Raw genomic sequence first — 18,547 nt, 5'->3', positions numbered from 1 at the left:
CCGCCCCTTCTCCCGCTCTTTTATAGTCTAGTTTTTTGGGGCTAACCGTGGCAGATACAGAATTATGAAACGTATATTGATCCTGAACGGCCCGAATTTGAACCTACTTGGCACACGTCAGCCTGAGGTTTATGGCACCACGACTTTGGCAGACATCGAACAGATGTGTGCGGATAAAGCTGTGGCTATGGGAATTTCAGTGGAATGTCGGCAGTCGAACCACGAAGGTGTGTTGATTGATTGGATACATGAAGCGCGTGGAGCGTTTGATGGGATCATCATCAATGCGGGTGCTTATACGCATACATCAATTGCCATTATGGATGCGGTTTCTTCTGTTGAAGTGCCCACGCTAGAGTTGCATCTGTCAGATATTCATACCCGAGAAGAGTTTCGCCATATAAGTTATGTGGGGCGTGTCGCGTTTGATGCAATCATGGGGCATGGCGCAGATGGGTATCCGATGGCGATTGAACGGATGGTTCAGCATCTGGGGTAGATTTATACTAATCGCGTAGCATAAGATCAGGGTTGTCTCGCAAAACGGATGCTTTGGTTCGATTTAAGATTGGTTTGGTTGTTTCAGTAAAGCTGGCTTGTTTTTGAATGGCAATTTCAGTCATGCCTTTGTCAAAAAACATACCGCCCTGCGCTTTGATATCATTTAAGTTAAAGCTTTCTAAGGCTGCCCCTTCTACATAAATTACCTCGTGCTTTTCAAAGAGCACACAATGATATTCTAGATCATTCGCATCTAGTTTAACAATACTGCTGCCATTGATTAAATCTTTGGCTGCCACCAGATATTCGAGCTTGCCAAACTCTTGTTTAATTTTGGAGCCGTAAACTAATATCTTATGATCAGGTGACACAAAAATATCTTGTTCATTATTAATAACGCCTGTCTTTATCATGATGGAAGTTTTGAATTTCTCATCATGCTGGCGCGTATTTCCTAAATATTGAATCCTCTGAAATCCATTGCTCCTTGTGATGACCTCATCATCAATGGATAGGCTTTCTATGCGCACCACTCCAAACTTCGTGAATATTCGAGACCCTGCAACAATCCATGCCCCATAGGGCGCGGAAAAATCGCTGCGATCTGAAACGATTGACATCTGTATGATCCAATCAGAACTTTATGAGTTGATACCTTTATTCATCATTCAAGAATGTGTTTTTAACATGTTCATTAGATTATATTTTTCAAGTTTTATTACTAAGATTAAAATGCAAATGCCGCCACAGTAAGTGTCACAGGGATTGTAATGAACGTCAGGCAAGTTTGGAATGTTATGATCGCGGCCATAAGAGGTGCGTCTCCGTTCATTTGATTTGCCAATGTATAGGAGGCAGATGCTGTCGCGACAGATGCAAAGATTAAGGCAACCATTGTTTGCAGTTCTGTGAGGCCAATCATTTGGGCGATGATAAATGTCGCGACTGGGAATAGGATCATGCGGCCAAAGATGGCAAAGCTCATTGGTTTCCAATCGGCTGCCATTTGTTTGATACGGATGCTGGCCCCTACGCTGAGCAATGTGATTGGCAGTGCCCCTTGGCCTAAAATGCGCGTGGTGTCATGTAAGATTGGTATATCTCCGCTGAATGCCGTGTTACAGGCAAAGCCTGCGAGAACGGCTAATAGCAGTGGGTTTCGCAAAAGATCGCGTGCGATTGCAGTAACGATGTTTTGCGATTTATCTTTTGCTGTCATTACGACCATTAAAGAGACGACTGAGAAGTTAGTAGTTGGGATCAACATCGCAGAGGCCAATGTGCCGAGTGCCAAACCCTCTGCCCCGTATATGCGTTCGGTTAGGGCTAAGGCAACGAATGTGTTGTGACGTAGAGCACCTTGCATAATGGAGCTGGAAACGGCACCTGAGAAAAATGACAAGCGCCATATTATAATGCCATAGATAAGGACAACAACGAAACTGCCAAGGATTACGGTGGCGAACGTGCTGACAAGGGATAGATCATAATCTGCTGTTGACGTTTTATAAAACAGTAATGAGGGCATCAGTATCCAATAGACCAGCCGATCATTTAAGCGCCAAAAGTCTGTATCCAACACGCCGTGACGGCGCAATAGATTTCCGATGACAAGCAAAGCAAAGATTGGGGCGATAAGGAGTGCAATACTAAACATGGAAGAATTCCGATAATAAGCGTTTTAACAGCCCATTAGGCAAATCATTTAGGTCTGTAAATACGAATTTCAACCTTCTGCCGCTGCAATCGCTAAGCCGTCAACAACAGCCGTAAATGCATCTGAATATTGCTGTTTTGCTTGTGGAAAAATATCGGCCATCGTTTGCCCAACAACTGACATTAAACTCGAGCCACCCACAAATATGACCGTGTTTATTTGGCTGGGGTTGCACTCTGCCCGTTTGACTGTTTCCAATGCACACTCTTTGATACCTTGGGCGTGAATGGCCAACGATATATCTAAGTCTGATTGGGTCAAGATTGCAGCCAAGTCTGGTTGAATCATACTTAGGTCAATCTTTGATCTGTCTTGGTCGGCTTTATTCACTTGGATTTTCCCAGTTTCCACAGCAAAGGCCATTTCATGGGCCAGCTCATGCTCTAAAACACTTTCAAGGCGGGCAAAAAGTGGTTTTTCCACTGCCATTTTATGCATCTTAGCGACAGATTTACGTGTATCCTGACTGTACATGAACGGGATTTTCTCCCACGTGGCTAAATCTTGGAAAATCGCATTTGGTGCGGGCAATGTACCAGAGCCCATTTCATTGCGGATATCTGTGCCCTTGCCAAGAAGTGGCATAACATGATCGACGCTTATTGATTTATCAAAGTTTGTGCCGCCTATACGCACGCCGTGACTGGCCATAATATCAATAGTTTGGCCTTTGCTTTTGAACACTGTAAAATCGGATGTACCGCCACCAATATCTACGATCAGGCCAATATTTTCATCCGTCTCTAAAGCCCCATTTGCGATTGCTGCGGCTTCTGGTTCATAAAGGAAATCAACGCCTTTAAACCCTGCGAGTTCATAACATCTTGTTAGGTCAGCCAAAGCCTTGGCGTCTTTGGTTGCGTCATTGGAGTGAAATAAAACTGGGCGACCTGATAAGGCGTAATCAAACTCTTGATAACAGGCTTCTTCGGCGCGGCTTTTCAATTGTTTTAAAAACAAAGCAATAATGTCGTAGAAGCTAAGCGTTTGACCAATAATGCGGCGTTGTTCATTCATTAAAGATGTGCCAAGCACGCTTTTAAGGGCGCGCATAAATCGCCCCTCTTCACCGCGAATTAGGGATGCATTTGCTGGGCTACCAATCAAGGTCTTTTGAGTGTCAAAATCAAAAAATATGGATGTGGGTAGGGTCTTCTGTCCCTGTTCAATTTCAATAAGGTGCGGCTTTCCATTCACCAATACACCAGCGGCAGAATTGGATGTTCCGAAATCTATGCCGAGTGTGTTGTTGGTCATGTTACGCCTTTGGTGTTTTGGAAAGACGGCATTTAGAACAGTTTATAGAACGGCTCAAGTCTATTTAGGTAGTGTGATCAACAATATTTAAATGTTGTACAATGCCATCCACAGTATCCAACCATTTTGCAACCAGTTCCATAGATCCTGGCGCGGGTGTAACACCCGCTTCTATTTCACCTGCAAGCACAGATTCGACAGCCATTGAAACCGTTATAGAGACCAAGTCTGCCATAGCCGTTGACTTTTCGTCACCCCAAGCATCCATTGCGTATGTTTTATGATAAACGGCCTCATCCCCCTGCTCTGCTTTCAAAGCTACACACATCACAACGCGATCTGGTTCGCCTTCGTCGTAAGCATGTGCTTTCCAGAAGCCATCTGACATTTCTTTGAGACGTGCATCACCTGCCGCACCTTCAAGCGTTTCAATCTCTGTAAAGATATCTTTCCATGCCTCGGCCCAACCATTTAAACGTAATGTGCCACGCACGAATGTTTTTACATTCCATGTCGGATCAAAGTTATAATCCTGCATAAATGGGATACTGTTGCGGTTTGGGTAAACTTCAAAGCTTTCCGTTTTTTCCAATGGTGCTTCATAAGAGCTGACAGCATCCCATGGGCGTGCAACATCATAATCTTTAAAATCACGTATTGATTTAGATGGTGATGTAAGAGCTTTTAGAACACCCAACGGTGACCAACTGAACTTATAGCGGAAGTCATTTTGGATTTTAGGGATACCTCCACAATAAGAGATAAAGCTTAGGTCATTATTGGCATCATAAGCATCTGAGGCACGGTAATCCGCCACTAACCAATGCGCCATTAAGTGGTCGATACCTGGATCAAGCCCCACTTCGTTAACACAGCACAAGCCCTTTGCTTTTGCATGGTCATTTAACGCGGCCATTTCAGGGGAAATGTAGGATGACGACACGAAATGTGCGTCTTTTTCAAAACAGGCTTCGGCAATTGGAACGTGCCATTCACCTGGTAGCATAGAGATTGCCAGATCACCTGCTGTTAAGGTGGATTTCAACGTATCAAGATCAAAGGTGCGAATGTCTGCATTCAGATCATCCAATTCAGCTTTAGCTTTTTCAACGGTTCTGTTCCACACGACTACATCGTGGCCTGCAGTTATTAAGCGACGTAAACCCGGAATAGAAGACAGTCCTGTGCCGACCCAATTGATTGTTGCCATAGTCTCTCTCCTTATAGTTTGTTCACGTGTGTTTTGAATGTTTCTGCAGCACGGCCCCATACGCCTTGATCAATTGCATCGATTTCCAAGAGACTTGGCAATAATTGCTCGGCATAATCTTCGCTGCTTTCAACGGGCAACATAGATGGCAGATTATCAATTGCCATAACATCCAATAGATTTGGTGTATCTGCAATACGTATCACAGGTTCTGCAAAAGTGGTTGAGTGGTCGTATATAGGAATTGGATTGTAATCGCTGCTTGGATCACACGATACATCTGCAATCACACTTAAAGTGCGTGATTTTGAAATGCTATCTGCTGGCACAAACTGCGGTACATCTGGTGCTGCAAGAATACAATTCACAAATAATGTGTGTTCCTGAATTTCTGGGAATGGGCCACCATGAGCCGTTTCTGCCATGTCCCATCTGGTTGTCTGAAGCCCTAAGCTTTCAGATAGATCGCCAGCGCCTGTACCAACACGGCCTAAAGCACCGATGATGATTGTTGTTGGTAAGTCGACTTTACCAACAAGTCCTGCTTTTAATTCAAAAACAAGATCATCCTTGCTTTGGTAGACACCTACAGGGCCAAGTTTTTCACCCTTTTGCTGTGCAATCCATGTCATTACACCAACAGCGGCACCTGCGAAACCAGCCCAATAGCCAAAGGCTGCAATACGGCGACCATTTTCAGTTACAAGGTATTCCAGATCATAAAGTGTGCCACCTGCCCGCTTGAAACGATTTAATAAGGCAGGCCCTTCTGATTGCCCTTTGTAGGCGTGACCAAACATGATGTGGCGATGTTTGAGATCTGGGCCATCTTCGTTTAATTCTTTCAGGCCAAAAATAATCGCATCATCGGGTGCGTCCATCCATGAATGCTCCGCTGCAATTGTACAACCAACATCTTCATAACCTATAATGGGTATTGCACGTGTAGAGCTTTCTTCGACAGTCACGGTATGACCAGCGCTTATAAGTTTTTTTGCCCCTGATGGTGTTAAGCCAACGCGCTGTTCAAACGCGCGTTGTTCTGCGCGCACCCATATATGTGCCATGAAATCTCCCAAGTCTTTGAAGTTTGATGTCACATATAAATGTGTCGGTCAATTCATGACCATGGCTTAAATTATCAAAACTTACGAGACTTGATCATTAGCTTTTATTGTTATGAAAAGACATTTTTATCATGGAAGAGATTGCCGGTTTTCGACTCTGCGTAAATGTCATGAATTTCGAAAATCTTCGAACAAAATTCTAAGTTATAAAACGCTCATGATAGATTTTCACATATATGTGACAACTTGCATTGTGTTTATTGTGTTTAATCAAACACATGAGCGGAAAATAGCAGCAATATACCGCCAACGACCAGCATAGTTCTGCCACTTCACTATGATCATATCTTCCGCTCTTTCCTCTGTTTATTCAAACCGCAATGGTCTGCGAACAAACAAGTATTCGAAAGGATAGAGCATGCTAAAAAAGAGCATATACACAATATTAACGGCAACATTAGTAACAGGTCCAGCAATGGCAGGGTCATTGGCCACACCGCCAGAGGAAGCACCCGTATTTGAACCAGAACCAATTGCTGCGGCACCAACTACGCCAAATTGGACTGGCGGATATATCGGTGGCCAAATCGGCTATGGTGATGTTGGTTCTAATACAGCCGGTGTCGATGGTGATGGTGCTATTGGTGGTATAATTGCAGGTTATGATTATGACTTTGGCAACTGGGTTGCTGGCGCTGGTGTCGATTATGACTTTGCCAAAATAGATGTCAGCCCAACGGCTGAATTGGAAAATGTACTGCGCTTAAAACTGCGTAGCGGTTATAAGATTGGTCAGGGCTTAGTATACGCAACAGCTGGCTACGCAAACGCCGATACAAACAGTCTTGGCGATGATGATGGATATTTTGCTGGTGCAGGTTATGAGCACATTTTATACGATAACTTCTCAATCGGTGGAGAATTATTGTATCATGAGTTTGATAACTTCAATTCATCTGGCATCGATTTAGATGCTACAACTCTGCAAGTGCGCGGTACTTTCCGCTTCTAATAAAGAGTATCATAAAATAATTAAGCGGGTGCTATTTTTAGCATCTGCTTTTTTGTAAATTTCGTCACGTCACGTTTTATGCGCAGACTAGATTTAAAGATCATGTCTGATTAAAGTCGCCCAAGGGAAATTGGGAGATTTAAAGTGGACATTCTTATCAGTGTTGTCTTGCCACTGTCGCTTGCGTTTATCATGTTTTCGCTGGGCCTAGGGCTTACATTTGCAGACTTTGGCCGTGTTTTACAAAAACCATTGTCGTTTGGCGTGGGGGCTGTGAACCAAATTCTGATCATACCAGTGATGGCACTGATCGTAATTATGCTTTTTGGTATCACCAAAGAATTGGCCGTTGGCTTTATGATTTTATCATTCTGCCCAGGCGGTGTGACCAGTAATATCCTGACACGTTTGGCAAAAGGCGATGTTGCTTTGTCAGTCACTCTGACAGCCGTTATTAGTCTATCCAGTATTTTGGTTTTGCCATTTTTCTTGGCTTTGGCAGTTGCGCATTTCATGGGTGCAGATGCAGAGCCCGTAAATGTCACAGATATCGCAATTAAGATGTTCTTGATCAGCACATTACCTGTTCTATTGGGCTTGACCTTCCGCCGCCTTTTGAAAGGTGCTGCGGATCGTGCAGAGGCTATCCTTAGCAAAATAGCGACCGTGCTGTTTGTTGTCATCGTCATCGCCGCTGTTGCAACCAATTGGGACACATTCATTGAAAATCTAACAACACTTGCGCCTGCTTTGGTAACATTGAATGTCGCATTGCTAGCGGTTGGGTGTTTAACGGCAAGAGCCGCAGGTTTAAGTGCAAATGAAATGAAAACCATTGCAATTGAGACTGGCATTCAGAACTCTACACTGGGTATCACGGTTGCCACATTAATTGCAGGCGCTGCAGCAGGCTTTACAGCGTATTCATTACCTGCAGCTGTTTATGGCATCACAATGTACTTTGTATTCCTACCTTTGCTGGCATGGTTCCGCAAAATCTAAGCAGGTTACGACCACTTAATAGAGCACCCCATGCTTGGGGTTTGTTGACGGGGCCCTTGCCCCGTTTTCGCAATCTGGGTCATAGCATCCACCAATTCACATGTACGCCCTGTTGGATCCCCCATCGCTGCACTATCTAAACGTCCACGGTATTGTAAACCACCTTGAGTGTTGAAGCCAAAGAAGTCAGGAGTGCAAACGGCACCATATGATTTGCCAACGGATTGATCTTCATCCACTAAGTATGGGAAGGAAAACCCGTATTTTTGAGAGAATAGTTTCATGTTTTCTGGACTGTCGCTTGGGACATATGTGTAATCATTCGACATCACCGCCAAAACACCGATGCCCTGTGCTTGAAGCTCTTTTGCATCCTCAGCAAGACGGTTGGCGATTGCCAGTACATACGGACAATGATTGCAGATAAAGGCGATCAACAAACCGTTTTCGCCCAAGTGATCAGACATTTTATGAGACACCCCATCAAAATCGTTCAATGTGAATTCTGGCGCTGGCCAGTCAAAGTCGCATATGGGGGTATCAAGTAGCATGGATTATCCTATCACAGAAAAGCTGGAGTTTTGATTGATTTCTCGGTTCCGCGAAAACGCATCTAAAGAAATATCTTTGTTGATGTTATCAAGATGGAAAGAAACTGGGTGTTGATCGTGATCTTGCCCACCTTCGACGGTTTTGATCAGATGGGTCATTAATTTGCCCACGACTGGCGCATTCTTGAACTGGTTTCCGCTGGTCCCAATAGCCATATAAAAGCCGCCTAGGTCGCTTTTATCGTAAATCGGCATCCAATCTTCGCTAACATCATAAAGCGCCACCAAACCACGCCCCTGTTCTGGTATGCCGAGATCAGGCAGACGCTGTGCCAAGCGCATGGCAAGGGTTTTGCATTGATCGGTGATATTGTCATCGAATACATCTGGGTCTTCGATCCATTCTTGCGGATCACAGGGCGGATCTTCTGACCCAATCAAAATGTTATTCCCCACTTCTGGGCGCGCATATGTGTGGATATCGCTGTCTGAATAAATCACACCGTTGTTTTCATAATCTAAGCTTGCGGGAGCTGGCACATGTGCCACTTCATGGCGAAGTGCGCGTGTGGTCATCTTCATTTTATCAACAACACCCGCCATCTTGTTGATAACAAAGGAATGTGGCCCTGCTACGTTGATCAAGATTGGCGCATCAATTTGAGTGCCATCGGATAGTGTTACTCCTTGAACACGGTTATCAGATTGACGGATTTCAGTTACTTCGGCGTTGAACATAAACTCTGCCCCCAAAGCCGCGGCAGCTGACTGAGCGTTTTGTGCTGCAAGCTTTGGATCGCTGACATATCCACCGCGTGGAAAGAATACAGCGCCAGAAACATTACCACCTGTGGGTTGCCCAAAACCATCATCGTCTGGACGTTTTGCTGGATCAAAACGTTCTGTGTTCACACCGCCAAAGCGTTTGTGAATGTCTTCGGTGGCAATATGTTCATAGGGGCAGCTCACTTGATCCATCATATCGCATACATTTTTCAGGTGATTGTTGTGATCAGTTTTGATCACCAAGCACCCCGTATCGAAGTATTGGATCATGTCTTCGGTGTTTTCACGCCCGATATAATTTTCCCAGTCTTTCCAGTAAAACCAGCCTTCATAGGCCAAGGCGCAGGTTTCGAAGGCAGAATAATACGTGCGAATGATTGCACATGACCCAGAGGTGGAGCCATGACCCGCTTCTGGTAATTTATCCAATGACAAGGTTTTATATCCCGCTTCGGCCATCTCTTTGGCAATGCTTGCCCCGATCACACCTGCGCCGATGATTATGGCATCATATGATTTCGTCATGCGCCCTTCTCCCTATTCATAGAACATGGATGAAGCGTAATCGAAATTACGGTTTGTGAAAGAGGTTTATTTGATTTGCACATGAGAAATTTGAACGGGTTACAATTGTGGTTTGTGGATAGCAAACAGTTCACTATCCACATGAATACTTATGCAGCCCAAGCGTTTGTTTGGAATGCTTCATCCACTTCTGTATGGGCGATGTGGTTTGTGTAGTTTGACATCACTTTCAAACTTGTGCCCAAAATCACCTCAAGGATTGTTTGGTTTGTATAACCTGCATCCAACAATGCAGTGACTTGGGCATCACTTGGATACCCGCGCGTTTCATTCACAATGATCGAAAATTGACGCAATGCTTCTAGTTTCGGATCAGCGATCGGTGTGTTGTTGCGCAAAGCTTCAATAACATCGGCAGCTACGCCCTGCATCTGCGAAATGCTTGTGTGCGCCGCCATACAATATGTGCAGCCGTTCAAGCGGTTGTTTGTCATCAATACGATCTGACGTTCCGCTACTGTCAGGCTCGTTGTGTCAAATGTTGCAGCCAATTCCATGTATCCTTTGAGCAATGCTGGCGCTTCGGCCATATTGGCCAATAGGTTTGGAACAAAAGAGAATGCTGCCTTTGTTTCTTCTAAAACTGGTTTTGCGGCTTCTGGTGCTGTTTCAATTGTGTGTCTTGTAAAAGTCGTCATTTTCTTTCCTTAGGATGAAGGATCGATAGTTTATACCGATCGGTTTAAATATTGGGTAATTTGTTTATACCGATCAGTCAACACCCGCATTGTATTTTTTTGAACAATCGGTATAAACTGCGTAAAAGAGGAAGCTATTATGCCTTGGGAAAAGTCTTTTGAACTTGATACCGCAACAGAAAAAGCGATGACGCTTTTCTGGAGCAAAGGTTATGAAGCCACCTCTATGGCAGATTTAACCAAGACTATGGGGATCAATAAAGGCAGTCTTTACAATGCTTTCGGCGGCAAAAATGATCTGTTTAAACGTGCTCTTGTGCAATATGACCGTGACGTGACCAAACGTACTTTGGATATGTTTGAAAAAATAGAGAACCCGAAAGAAGCATTAGAATCTTTGTTTGAAAGCATCATAAAAGATTGCACGAATGATACCGACCATAAGGGATGTTTTATTGTAAATACGTCCCTAGAAACACCGCATCATAACCCAGAGATACAAAAGATTGTCCAAGATTCGATTGCTGGCACCGAAGCGTTTTTCGTTCGCATAGTTGAACGTGGTCAGGCTTTAGGTGTTTTCCCAAAGGGTTTGAATGCCAAACAGGTTGGCAGTGCTTTACTGGCCTATATGATTGCATTGCGCGTGCTATCGCGCGGTGCCTATACGCAAGCGGGTTTGAAAAACATTCGCGACCAAGCCTTGCAACTTGTAAGCATATAAGACGAATTTGGGCGATCTTTCCGCATATTTAGGGCTGTTTCTGTCTGCGTTCGTTGCGGCCACAATACTTCCTGCGCAATCCGAAACGGTTTTGGGGGTTATGCTGGCTTTGGGCAAATATTCCCCTGCCTTACTGATCACCGTGGCAAGTGTGGGGAATGTGCTGGGATCCATGGTGAATTACGTGCTGGGGCGGTTGGCGTTGAGTTATCGCCATAAACGGTGGTTTCCCGCAAAGCCCCAGACATTGGAACGCGCACAAGGATGGTACAGCCGTTATGGGCGGTGGTCATTACTGTTAAGTTGGGTGCCACTTATCGGCGACCCGATCACCGTAGCCGCGGGTGTGATGCGCGAACCGTTTTGGCGGTTTTTAGTATTGGTAACGATTGCCAAGGTTGGACGATATGTTGTTTTGGCTGGGGTTGTTCTGAATTTGGGAAAAGCTTAATAAGTAAGTTAATGTTTATGTTCGTTCTAATAAGTCATGCAACTTCTTATATATACTAGACTCTAACGGATATTCACACATAGCGTTTTTCTCTTCTAGCCAAATATCTAAAATTTCCTTTGCCTCCAAGTCTTTTCCTAATTTCTTAAATAAAAATGCTTTCACAGGTGAATCAAAGTGATGAACCACCTCGTATGGAAAATTTGAACGTAATTTCCAATGTAGCTTATGCCATTCAAAAAGTTCTGGTAAACTCATTAAGGTATTGGAACGCGAACAAAACCTGCTAGCCATTTTCAACCCTCTTGGTAAAATAAAACTCACATCCTTTTTAATTAAGTCCTTACAATCATATTTATTAATATGAAAACATTTTGAATAAGTTTTGACTTGCATATCATAACGCGCAGACTTCAAAGTACGATGCCATTTAACATCATTCCCTGATATATGAGGAACAAAATCTAATGAGAAACCGAAAGACGGGGCAATTTTATCATAAAATTTACCGTGCCCTTCTAATGAAAAAAGGTGGCATATAGGAGTTAATTCACGGCGAACCCAGAGCTTCTTAGATACTCGTTCATAGTCGATATTTGAAAGCGCTTCATCAAAAGGTTCGTAAACAAGTTCTTCAAGTTCATCATCTGGTATTTTTACATCAAATGATTGATAATGCTTTACAAGCCGCCCATTACGAAATTGCACTTTACTTCTAGAAGAAGGATTCCTTTTAAAACTGTTAATGAATTTCTTAAGCACATATGCACCTTATAATGTCATTACACCTTACCAATTAAAATGATATCTTACAATTATTTCCCTCATAATCTAATCTACATTATAAAAATAAAAAGCCCCGCAAATATGCGAGGCCTTCTGTATTCTTAGTAAGAAGAATTGTTCGGCTTAGCCGCCCATTGTTTTTGCAACTTCTGCTGCGAAATCTTCTTCTACTTTTTCAATGCCGTCGCCCACTTCCAAGCGTACGAATGCAACAACTTCTGCACCCGCTTCTTTTGCAGCTTCGCCAACTGTTACGTCTGGGTTCATCACAAACGCTTGGTTGACCAAAGTCACTTCTGAGTAGAACTTTTTCATACGGCCAACGATCATTTTTTCGATCACTGCGTCTGGCTTACCGCTTTCGCGTGCTTGTTCTGTTAGAACAGCTTTTTCACGATCTACAACAGATTGATCCAAGTCAGCTTCTGACAAAGATGCAGGGTTTGTTGCTGCTACGTGCATAGCGATTTGCTTTGCGATGCCTTCGTCGCCACCTTTAAGTGCTACCAAAACACCAATGCGGCCCATGCCGTCAGCGGCTGCTGTGTGGATATATGATCCAACAACGTCGCCTTCGATTTTTGCCATGCGACGTACAGACATGTTTTCACCGATTGTCGCGATTTTGTCTGTGACAACTGTTTCAACAGTTTTGCCGCCCATGTCAGCCGCTTTAAGTGCGTCAACATCAGATACGTTCAATGCAGCAGCAGTGATACCGCCAACCATTTCTTGGAACTCAGCGTTTTTACCAACAAAGTCAGTTTCTGAGTTAACCTCAACAGCAACACCAACGCCGCCATTTACTGCAACGCCTACAAGACCTTCAGCAGCCGTACGGCCCGCTTTTTTCGCAGCTTTAGCAAGACCTTTTGTGCGCAACCAATCGATTGCAGCTTCCATGTCGCCGTTTGTTTCTGTCAGTGCTTTTTTCGCGTCCATCATGCCAGCGGCAGTTGTATCGCGTAGTTCTTTAACCATTGCAGCTGTAATAGCCATAATATGTCTCCAATTCGGAATTCGTATATAGGGCGGCGTCTACCGCCCTACTGTGACAGGTGTGTGACGCTGATTAAGCGTTCATCAATTCTGTTGCTTGACCGATCCAGTCATCACGGTCGATGCGACCTTTGAAAGATAGGTTATCATCAACCCACTGAACTTCGTCTGCTGACCATGCTGCCACTTGTGAGAAGTGGTAGATGCCTAGGCCGTTCAATGTTTCTTCCAATTTTGGACCAACGCCGCCGATTTTTTTCAAATCGTCTTTTTCAGCAGGTGCTTCTGTTAGCAAAGCAGGTTTTGTGCCAGCGCTTTCAGCAGGTGCTTCTTCTTTAGCAACTTTTTTCTTCGTAGCTTTTTTCTCTACTTTAACAGCAGGAGCATCAACTTCTTCAACAGCCGCTGGTAGCTCTTCTACTGGTGCTTCTTCTGCTGCGCCAATATCAATGCCAGCAGACCCCATAGCAGATGCCATACCGTCTAGTGCTGAACGTGCGATCAAGTCACAGTAAAGTTCAATAGCGCGTGCCGCATCATCGTTACCTGGGATCGGGAAGTCGATGCCGTCTGGTGAACAGTTTGTATCAACAACAGCTACAACTGGGATGCCCAATTTTTTCGCTTCTGCCACAGCCAAAGATTCTTTGTTTGTGTCGATGATGAAAACAAGATCCGGTGTGCCGCCCATTTCGCGGATGCCGCCCAATGATGCTTCTAGTTTAACTTGTTCGCGCTCCATGCCCAGACGTTCTTTTTTCGTCAAGCCTTCTGCGCCAGTTTCCATTTTCTCGTCGATAGTTTTTAGACGTGCGATTGATTTTGACACTGTGTTCCAGTTTGTCAAAGTGCCGCCCAACCAACGGTGGTTCATGTAGTATTGTGCTGAACGCTCAGCTGCTTCTGCAACTGCGCGAGATGCTTGGCGTTTAGTCCCTACGAATAGGATACGACCGTTTTTCGCAACTGTTTCGCGAACCGCATTAAGAGCTGCATCCAACAATGGTACAGTTTGTGTAAGGTCCATGATATGGATGCCATTACGTTGACCGTAGATGAACTGACCCATACGAGGGTTCCAGCGATGTGTTTGGTGACCAAAATGTACGCCTGCTTCTAGCAATTGGCGCATAGTGAACTCAGGTAGAGCCATAATACTTTCCTTTTCCGGTTTAGCCGCAGCGAGGAGAAGGACATATGCCCAACCGGTGGAGCTACAGGGATTTCTCCCCTGCAACCCGCAAGCCTCGCCTGTGGATTTATGAGGGGGTCTTTATGATGGTTTTATAAGGATAGCAAGGGCTATTTCACTATAAATGCACGAACAGCTTGAAGAAGCGCAATATGTAGCTTAACTGTTCTACAATTAGAGGGAATATACGGTCAAATGGCGCAAAAACCAAAGAAAAAGCCTGTTAAGAAACCACGCGGGCGCATGTTCACATCATTACGGAATAACTTTATCACTGGGTTGGCCGTGGTTTTGCCTGTTGCTGTAACAATTTGGGCTGTTTGGAGCTTTGTTGGCTTTGTAGATGCCAGTGTACTGCCATTCCTGCCAGCGAAATATAACCCGCTGACATATTTGGATATCAATGTACGCGGCTTGGGCGTGATCGTCTTCTTAATATTCACGACAATTATTGGTAGTATGACCAAAGGTATCTTTGGACGTTCATTAGTGCGTACAGCTGAGGCAATGGTTGATCGTATGCCCGTTGTGCGGACTATTTATAATGGTCTAAAGCAGATTACAGAGACTGTGGTCAATCAAAGTAACAACTCGTTTGAGCGTGCTTGTTTGGTGGAATACCCGCGCAAAGGAATTTGGGCGATTGCATTTATATCTACGAAATCAAGTGGTGAGCTTTTAACCAAGTCAAAACAATCGAATATGACATCTGTATTTTTACCAACGACCCCTAACCCAACATCGGGTTTTTTGCTGTTTGTCCCCACAGAAGATGTTTTAGAATTAGATATGACTGTTGAGGAAGCTGCAAAACTTGTGATTTCAGCAGGTCTTGTTATGCCGCCATCAAAGCAAGAGAAGGCTGCTGGTAAAGCAAAAACTGTGCGTACAAAAAAAGCTGCAGCAAGCAAATAACACGACTTTCCCCCCATTGTTTCCATATCATCAACAGTGTTTTTGCAATTCATTAGATTGACTCTTTTGCTGATGAGTGGCTTAAATTGTGTCATTATTTTGTTTAAAGTTTGACTGAGGGGTCTTATTGATATGTTGGGTTTATTTTTCCTATTGCCTCTGGCATTAGGGTTTGCAGCTGCTGAGATTGATGATGATGATTCTTCTTCTTCATCAAGCACAACAGGTATAATAGATGACGGTAACGATGACGGCATGGGTGAACCAACATCAACGTCTCCGTCCGATGGTAATGATTTACTACGTGGCGCTTTAGAAGCCGACACAATCTCTGGTCTTGCTGGCAACGATACAATCAATGGCCTTGCAGGCGATGACAGCTTAAGCGGCAATCAAGGTAATGATAACATCAATGGTGGCCCTGGTGATGATAAAATCTCTGGTGGTAATGGTTTCGATACAATTACTGGCGGGACCGGCAATGATGATTTAGGCGGTGGCTTTGGTAATGATAACATCAGCGGTAACGGCGGTGACGATATTCTTCGCGGCGCTAAAGGCGATGATCTTTTAAATGGCCAGAACAATTCTGATATATTGTTTGGTGGTGAAGGCGGCGATGCATTATTCGGCGGCTTTGGTACTGACGAATTATATGGTGGCACTGGCGATGACGTTATCTTCGGTGACACTGGCGATGTGAACAAATCTGGTGCTGCGGATGAACTTTTCGGTGGCGATGGTAATGATACGCTATTTGGCGAAGGTGGTGCTGACGTTGTCAATGGCGGCGAAGGTAATGATGCATTATTTGGCGGCAAAGGTGTAGACACATTGTTTGGCGGCAATGGTGATGATATTCTTTCAGGTGTAAACGTTGAGCAAAATGCTGACGGCACATTTGGCAGAGTTGATGTAGACTTAGCAGATCAACTATTTGGTGGTGAAGGTAACGATACATTCATTATCGGAAATGGTGATACGGCAACTGGCGGCGACGGTAATGACAACTTCATACTGTCGTATCCTTTGGTTACCAACACATCTGGTTCTGTCATCACTGATTTTGACAGTGCAACAGACACAATTAACGTACAGTATCCATCTGCTGATGCTGAACCAACAGTCACAATCGCTGATGATGGTGCTGGTGGGACGAACATTCTTGTGGATGGCAATGTTGCAGCCACAATTCAAGGATTAGACGCCTCCAGTACTACGGCAGCTGACTTGGTCACATTCTTTCCTGATCCAAGCATCTAATCTGGGTTATTTAACCCACCAGACATCTGGTATAAAACCTGTCCAGTCTCCGTACATGGGCAGGTTTTTTTCTGGAAAGTGCAATTCAGATTTATGTGCCAAACGCGACTCCAATGAATGCCATAGTGGGATTACATAGCGGCCAGCGGTTAAGATGCGATCTAAAGCTTTTACAGCAGCTGTAAACTCTTCTTGATCTTCGGCGGCTAACATATGATCAATCATGGCTTCAGCGGCTGGGCTGTTCATTCCCATGTAATTGCGCGTCCCAGGGTTTTTAATACCATCTGCACCCCAATATAGCTTTTGTTCATTACCAGGCGAGAGTGATAAAGCGCGACGGTAAAAGGTCATGTCAAAGTCGTATGTATTTGTGCGTTCTTTATACTGAGCGGCATCAATAACCGCGATTTCCAGATCTATACCCAAGCGTTTAAGGGCATCACTGTATATATTCATAATGCCTTCATTACTTGCAGACCCTGCCCTTAGAAGGACCTCCATTTTAAACGGCATGCCACTAGCATCTTTCAAAATACCGTCTTGAACAGTCCACCCTGCTTCTTGCAAAAGCTTTTTGGCTTTGCGCAAATTCTTGCGGTTGCGTTCTGATCCATCCGATACTGGCAACATATAGCCATCCAGTACACCTTTGGGCAGATCGGCCTGAAATGGCTCAAGCAATGCGCGCACTTTATCTGTTGCAGGCCCCTGCTCCATCCCTAACACCGAGTTTGAGTAATAGGATGTGATGCGTGGTTGTGGGTTTCCATTAATCGTGCGGTTGATGAATTCATAGTTAAATGCATGGATCAAAGCATCACGTACGCGGATATCTGCAAATTGAGGGCGACGAGTATTCATAACCCAGCCTCGAATACCAGAAGGACGTTGATGTGCGATCAATGATTTAGTGACTTCACCATTGATCACGGCCGGAAAGTTGTAATGTGTATCCCATTTGCCTGCGTTATTTTCACGAAAGATACTACTTTCACCTGCTTTAAATGACTCAAACACCACATCACTATCACTAAAGAAATCGTAGCGGATTTCATCCACGTTATGACGCCCCTTATTAAATGGAAGGTCTTTTCCCCAATAGTCTGGGTTACGTTTAAAACTTATAAAACGGTTAGGTTCGAAATCAGCAACGACATATGGACCCGATCCTCTTAGAATATTCAGCGAGCTTTCTTCAAATGCTCGCCCATCCCAATCGGCTTTTTGTAAAATGGGACCGAGGCCAAGAATTAAGGGGAGTTCACGATCAATAGTATTAAATGTGAAACGTACAGTACGTGGGCCAGTGATTTCTGCAGTTTCAACTTTTGCCCAAGCATTTGCATAACGTGGATGCCCTTTGCTTGCCAAAGTTTTAAAAGACCACAACACATCTTCTACAGTTACAGGCGTACCATTTGAAAATTTTGCCTCTGGGCGAATTGTAAAAGCAACCCATTCGCGCTTTGGGCCCGTTTCAATACTTTGCGCCAAGACGCCATATAACCCAAAAGGTTCATCCCAATTGCGCCCCATTAAGCTTTCCACAACGTGCAACCGAAGCCCCCAAGGTGCGCGCCCTTTCAAGATATACGGATTAAGAGAATCAAACCCACCAGATTCGCCTAAAACGATCTTTCCACCTTTTGGCGCTTCAGGATTTGCATATGGCAGATGCGCAAATCCCGGTGGAAGCGCTGGTTTTCCATACATTGCAATGCCATATTGTGGCTCTGATGTGGCAATTGTTGCCGTCAAAATGTTTATAGTTGCCAATATGGAAACAATAAGCGGGGCTTTGGATAAGAGTCGTGACATGCAGGCAACATTCATTGAATTGAATCAGTTTTCAATGGGTTATGTGCCTTAATTCACGGAAAACACAAAG

18 protein-coding genes and 1 pseudogene are annotated in these 18,547 nt (G+C 44.3%); 7 read left to right on the top strand and 12 right to left on the bottom strand.

The features are described 5' to 3' along the window. Positions 1–64 precede the first annotated feature (64 nt). Positions 65–499 carry a type II 3-dehydroquinate dehydratase gene (gene aroQ / locus F9L33_RS03215; protein WP_152141286.1) on the top strand — a complete coding sequence of 145 codons (435 nt, stop codon included), beginning with the start codon at positions 65–67 and terminating at the stop codon, positions 497–499. Positions 500–506: 7 nt separating this feature from the next. On the opposite strand, the gene F9L33_RS03210 is transcribed toward aroQ, so the two are convergent. From F9L33_RS03210 to F9L33_RS03190, 5 genes are all read right to left on the bottom strand, one after another. After that, entirely contained in the window at positions 507–1,121 is a 615-nt protein-coding gene (locus F9L33_RS03210) for a Hint domain-containing protein (RefSeq protein WP_152141285.1), read from the bottom strand. Positions 1,122–1,228: 107 nt separating this feature from the next. Beyond that, positions 1,229–2,158, bottom strand: coding sequence for an AEC family transporter (locus tag F9L33_RS03205; RefSeq protein WP_152141284.1), 930 nt, complete (start codon positions 2,156–2,158; stop codon positions 1,229–1,231). 69 nt (positions 2,159–2,227) lie between these two features. Then, complete coding sequence (locus F9L33_RS03200; RefSeq protein ID WP_152141283.1) at positions 2,228–3,475, bottom strand: Hsp70 family protein; 1,248 nt, start codon at positions 3,473–3,475, stop codon at positions 2,228–2,230. Between the two features lie 64 nt (positions 3,476–3,539). Continuing rightward, entirely contained in the window at positions 3,540–4,685 is a 1,146-nt protein-coding gene (locus F9L33_RS03195; protein WP_152141282.1) for a saccharopine dehydrogenase family protein, read from the bottom strand. 11 nt (positions 4,686–4,696) lie between these two features. After that, on the bottom strand, positions 4,697–5,752 hold the full coding sequence (locus F9L33_RS03190; RefSeq protein WP_152141281.1) for a saccharopine dehydrogenase: 1,056 nt from the start codon (positions 5,750–5,752) through the stop codon (positions 4,697–4,699). Positions 5,753–6,170: 418 nt separating this feature from the next. On the opposite strand from F9L33_RS03190, the gene F9L33_RS03185 reads away from it, so the two are divergent. Next, complete coding sequence (locus F9L33_RS03185; protein WP_152141280.1) at positions 6,171–6,764, top strand: outer membrane protein; 594 nt, start codon at positions 6,171–6,173, stop codon at positions 6,762–6,764. Between the two features lie 144 nt (positions 6,765–6,908). Then, entirely contained in the window at positions 6,909–7,766 is an 858-nt protein-coding gene (locus F9L33_RS03180) for a bile acid:sodium symporter family protein (protein ID WP_152141279.1), read from the top strand. Between the two features lie 5 nt (positions 7,767–7,771). On the opposite strand, the gene F9L33_RS03175 is transcribed toward F9L33_RS03180, so the two are convergent. From F9L33_RS03175 to F9L33_RS03165, 3 genes are all read right to left on the bottom strand, one after another. After that, positions 7,772–8,317, bottom strand: a complete 546-nt coding sequence (locus tag F9L33_RS03175) for a thioredoxin family protein (RefSeq protein ID WP_152141278.1) — start codon at positions 8,315–8,317, stop codon at positions 7,772–7,774. A gap of 3 nt (positions 8,318–8,320) precedes the next feature. Beyond that, entirely contained in the window at positions 8,321–9,628 is a 1,308-nt protein-coding gene (locus F9L33_RS03170) for an FAD-binding oxidoreductase (RefSeq protein WP_152141277.1), read from the bottom strand. A gap of 149 nt (positions 9,629–9,777) precedes the next feature. Continuing rightward, positions 9,778–10,326: a carboxymuconolactone decarboxylase family protein gene (locus F9L33_RS03165; RefSeq protein ID WP_152141276.1), complete on the bottom strand. Its 549-nt coding sequence runs from the start codon at positions 10,324–10,326 to the stop codon at positions 9,778–9,780. Between the two features lie 139 nt (positions 10,327–10,465). On the opposite strand from F9L33_RS03165, the gene F9L33_RS03160 reads away from it, so the two are divergent. Both F9L33_RS03160 and F9L33_RS03155 read left to right on the top strand, forming a co-directional pair. Continuing rightward, positions 10,466–11,050: a TetR/AcrR family transcriptional regulator gene (locus F9L33_RS03160; protein ID WP_152141275.1), complete on the top strand. Its 585-nt coding sequence runs from the start codon at positions 10,466–10,468 to the stop codon at positions 11,048–11,050. Between the two features lie 7 nt (positions 11,051–11,057). After that, positions 11,058–11,501: a YqaA family protein gene (locus tag F9L33_RS03155; protein ID WP_152141274.1), complete on the top strand. Its 444-nt coding sequence runs from the start codon at positions 11,058–11,060 to the stop codon at positions 11,499–11,501. A gap of 15 nt (positions 11,502–11,516) precedes the next feature. On the opposite strand, the gene F9L33_RS03150 is transcribed toward F9L33_RS03155, so the two are convergent. The 3 genes and pseudogenes from F9L33_RS03150 to rpsB form a co-directional block, all read right to left on the bottom strand. Next, a complete protein-coding gene (locus F9L33_RS03150) occupies positions 11,517–12,263 on the bottom strand; it encodes a hypothetical protein (RefSeq protein WP_152141273.1) in 747 nt (248 codons plus the stop codon). Between the two features lie 147 nt (positions 12,264–12,410). Next, the gene (tsf, locus tag F9L33_RS03145; RefSeq protein ID WP_152141272.1) at positions 12,411–13,286 is read right to left on the bottom strand and encodes a translation elongation factor Ts; all 876 of its coding nucleotides are present in this window, start codon (positions 13,284–13,286) and stop codon (positions 12,411–12,413) included. Between the two features lie 376 nt (positions 13,287–13,662). After that, a pseudogene (gene rpsB, locus F9L33_RS03140) lies at positions 13,663–14,439 on the bottom strand (30S ribosomal protein S2); the annotation flags it as partial. Between the two features lie 234 nt (positions 14,440–14,673). Between rpsB and F9L33_RS03135 the strand changes: the two are divergent. Beyond that, complete coding sequence (locus F9L33_RS03135) at positions 14,674–15,393, top strand: DUF502 domain-containing protein (protein WP_152141270.1); 720 nt, start codon at positions 14,674–14,676, stop codon at positions 15,391–15,393. 132 nt (positions 15,394–15,525) lie between these two features. Further along, on the top strand, positions 15,526–16,656 hold the full coding sequence (locus F9L33_RS03130) for a calcium-binding protein (protein WP_152141269.1): 1,131 nt from the start codon (positions 15,526–15,528) through the stop codon (positions 16,654–16,656). 6 nt (positions 16,657–16,662) lie between these two features. Here the strand turns inward: F9L33_RS03130 and F9L33_RS03125 are convergent, their stop codons facing one another. Then, a complete protein-coding gene (locus F9L33_RS03125; RefSeq protein WP_152141268.1) occupies positions 16,663–18,477 on the bottom strand; it encodes an extracellular solute-binding protein in 1,815 nt (604 codons plus the stop codon). Positions 18,478–18,547: the final 70 nt, after the last annotated feature.

The organism is Amylibacter sp. SFDW26 (assembly GCF_009184395.1).
In the GTDB taxonomy this organism is placed as follows: Bacteria; Pseudomonadota; Alphaproteobacteria; order Rhodobacterales; family Rhodobacteraceae; genus Amylibacter.
The sequence above is the reverse complement of the archived record's forward strand: the minus strand, read 5'-3'. Positions and strand labels throughout refer to the sequence as shown.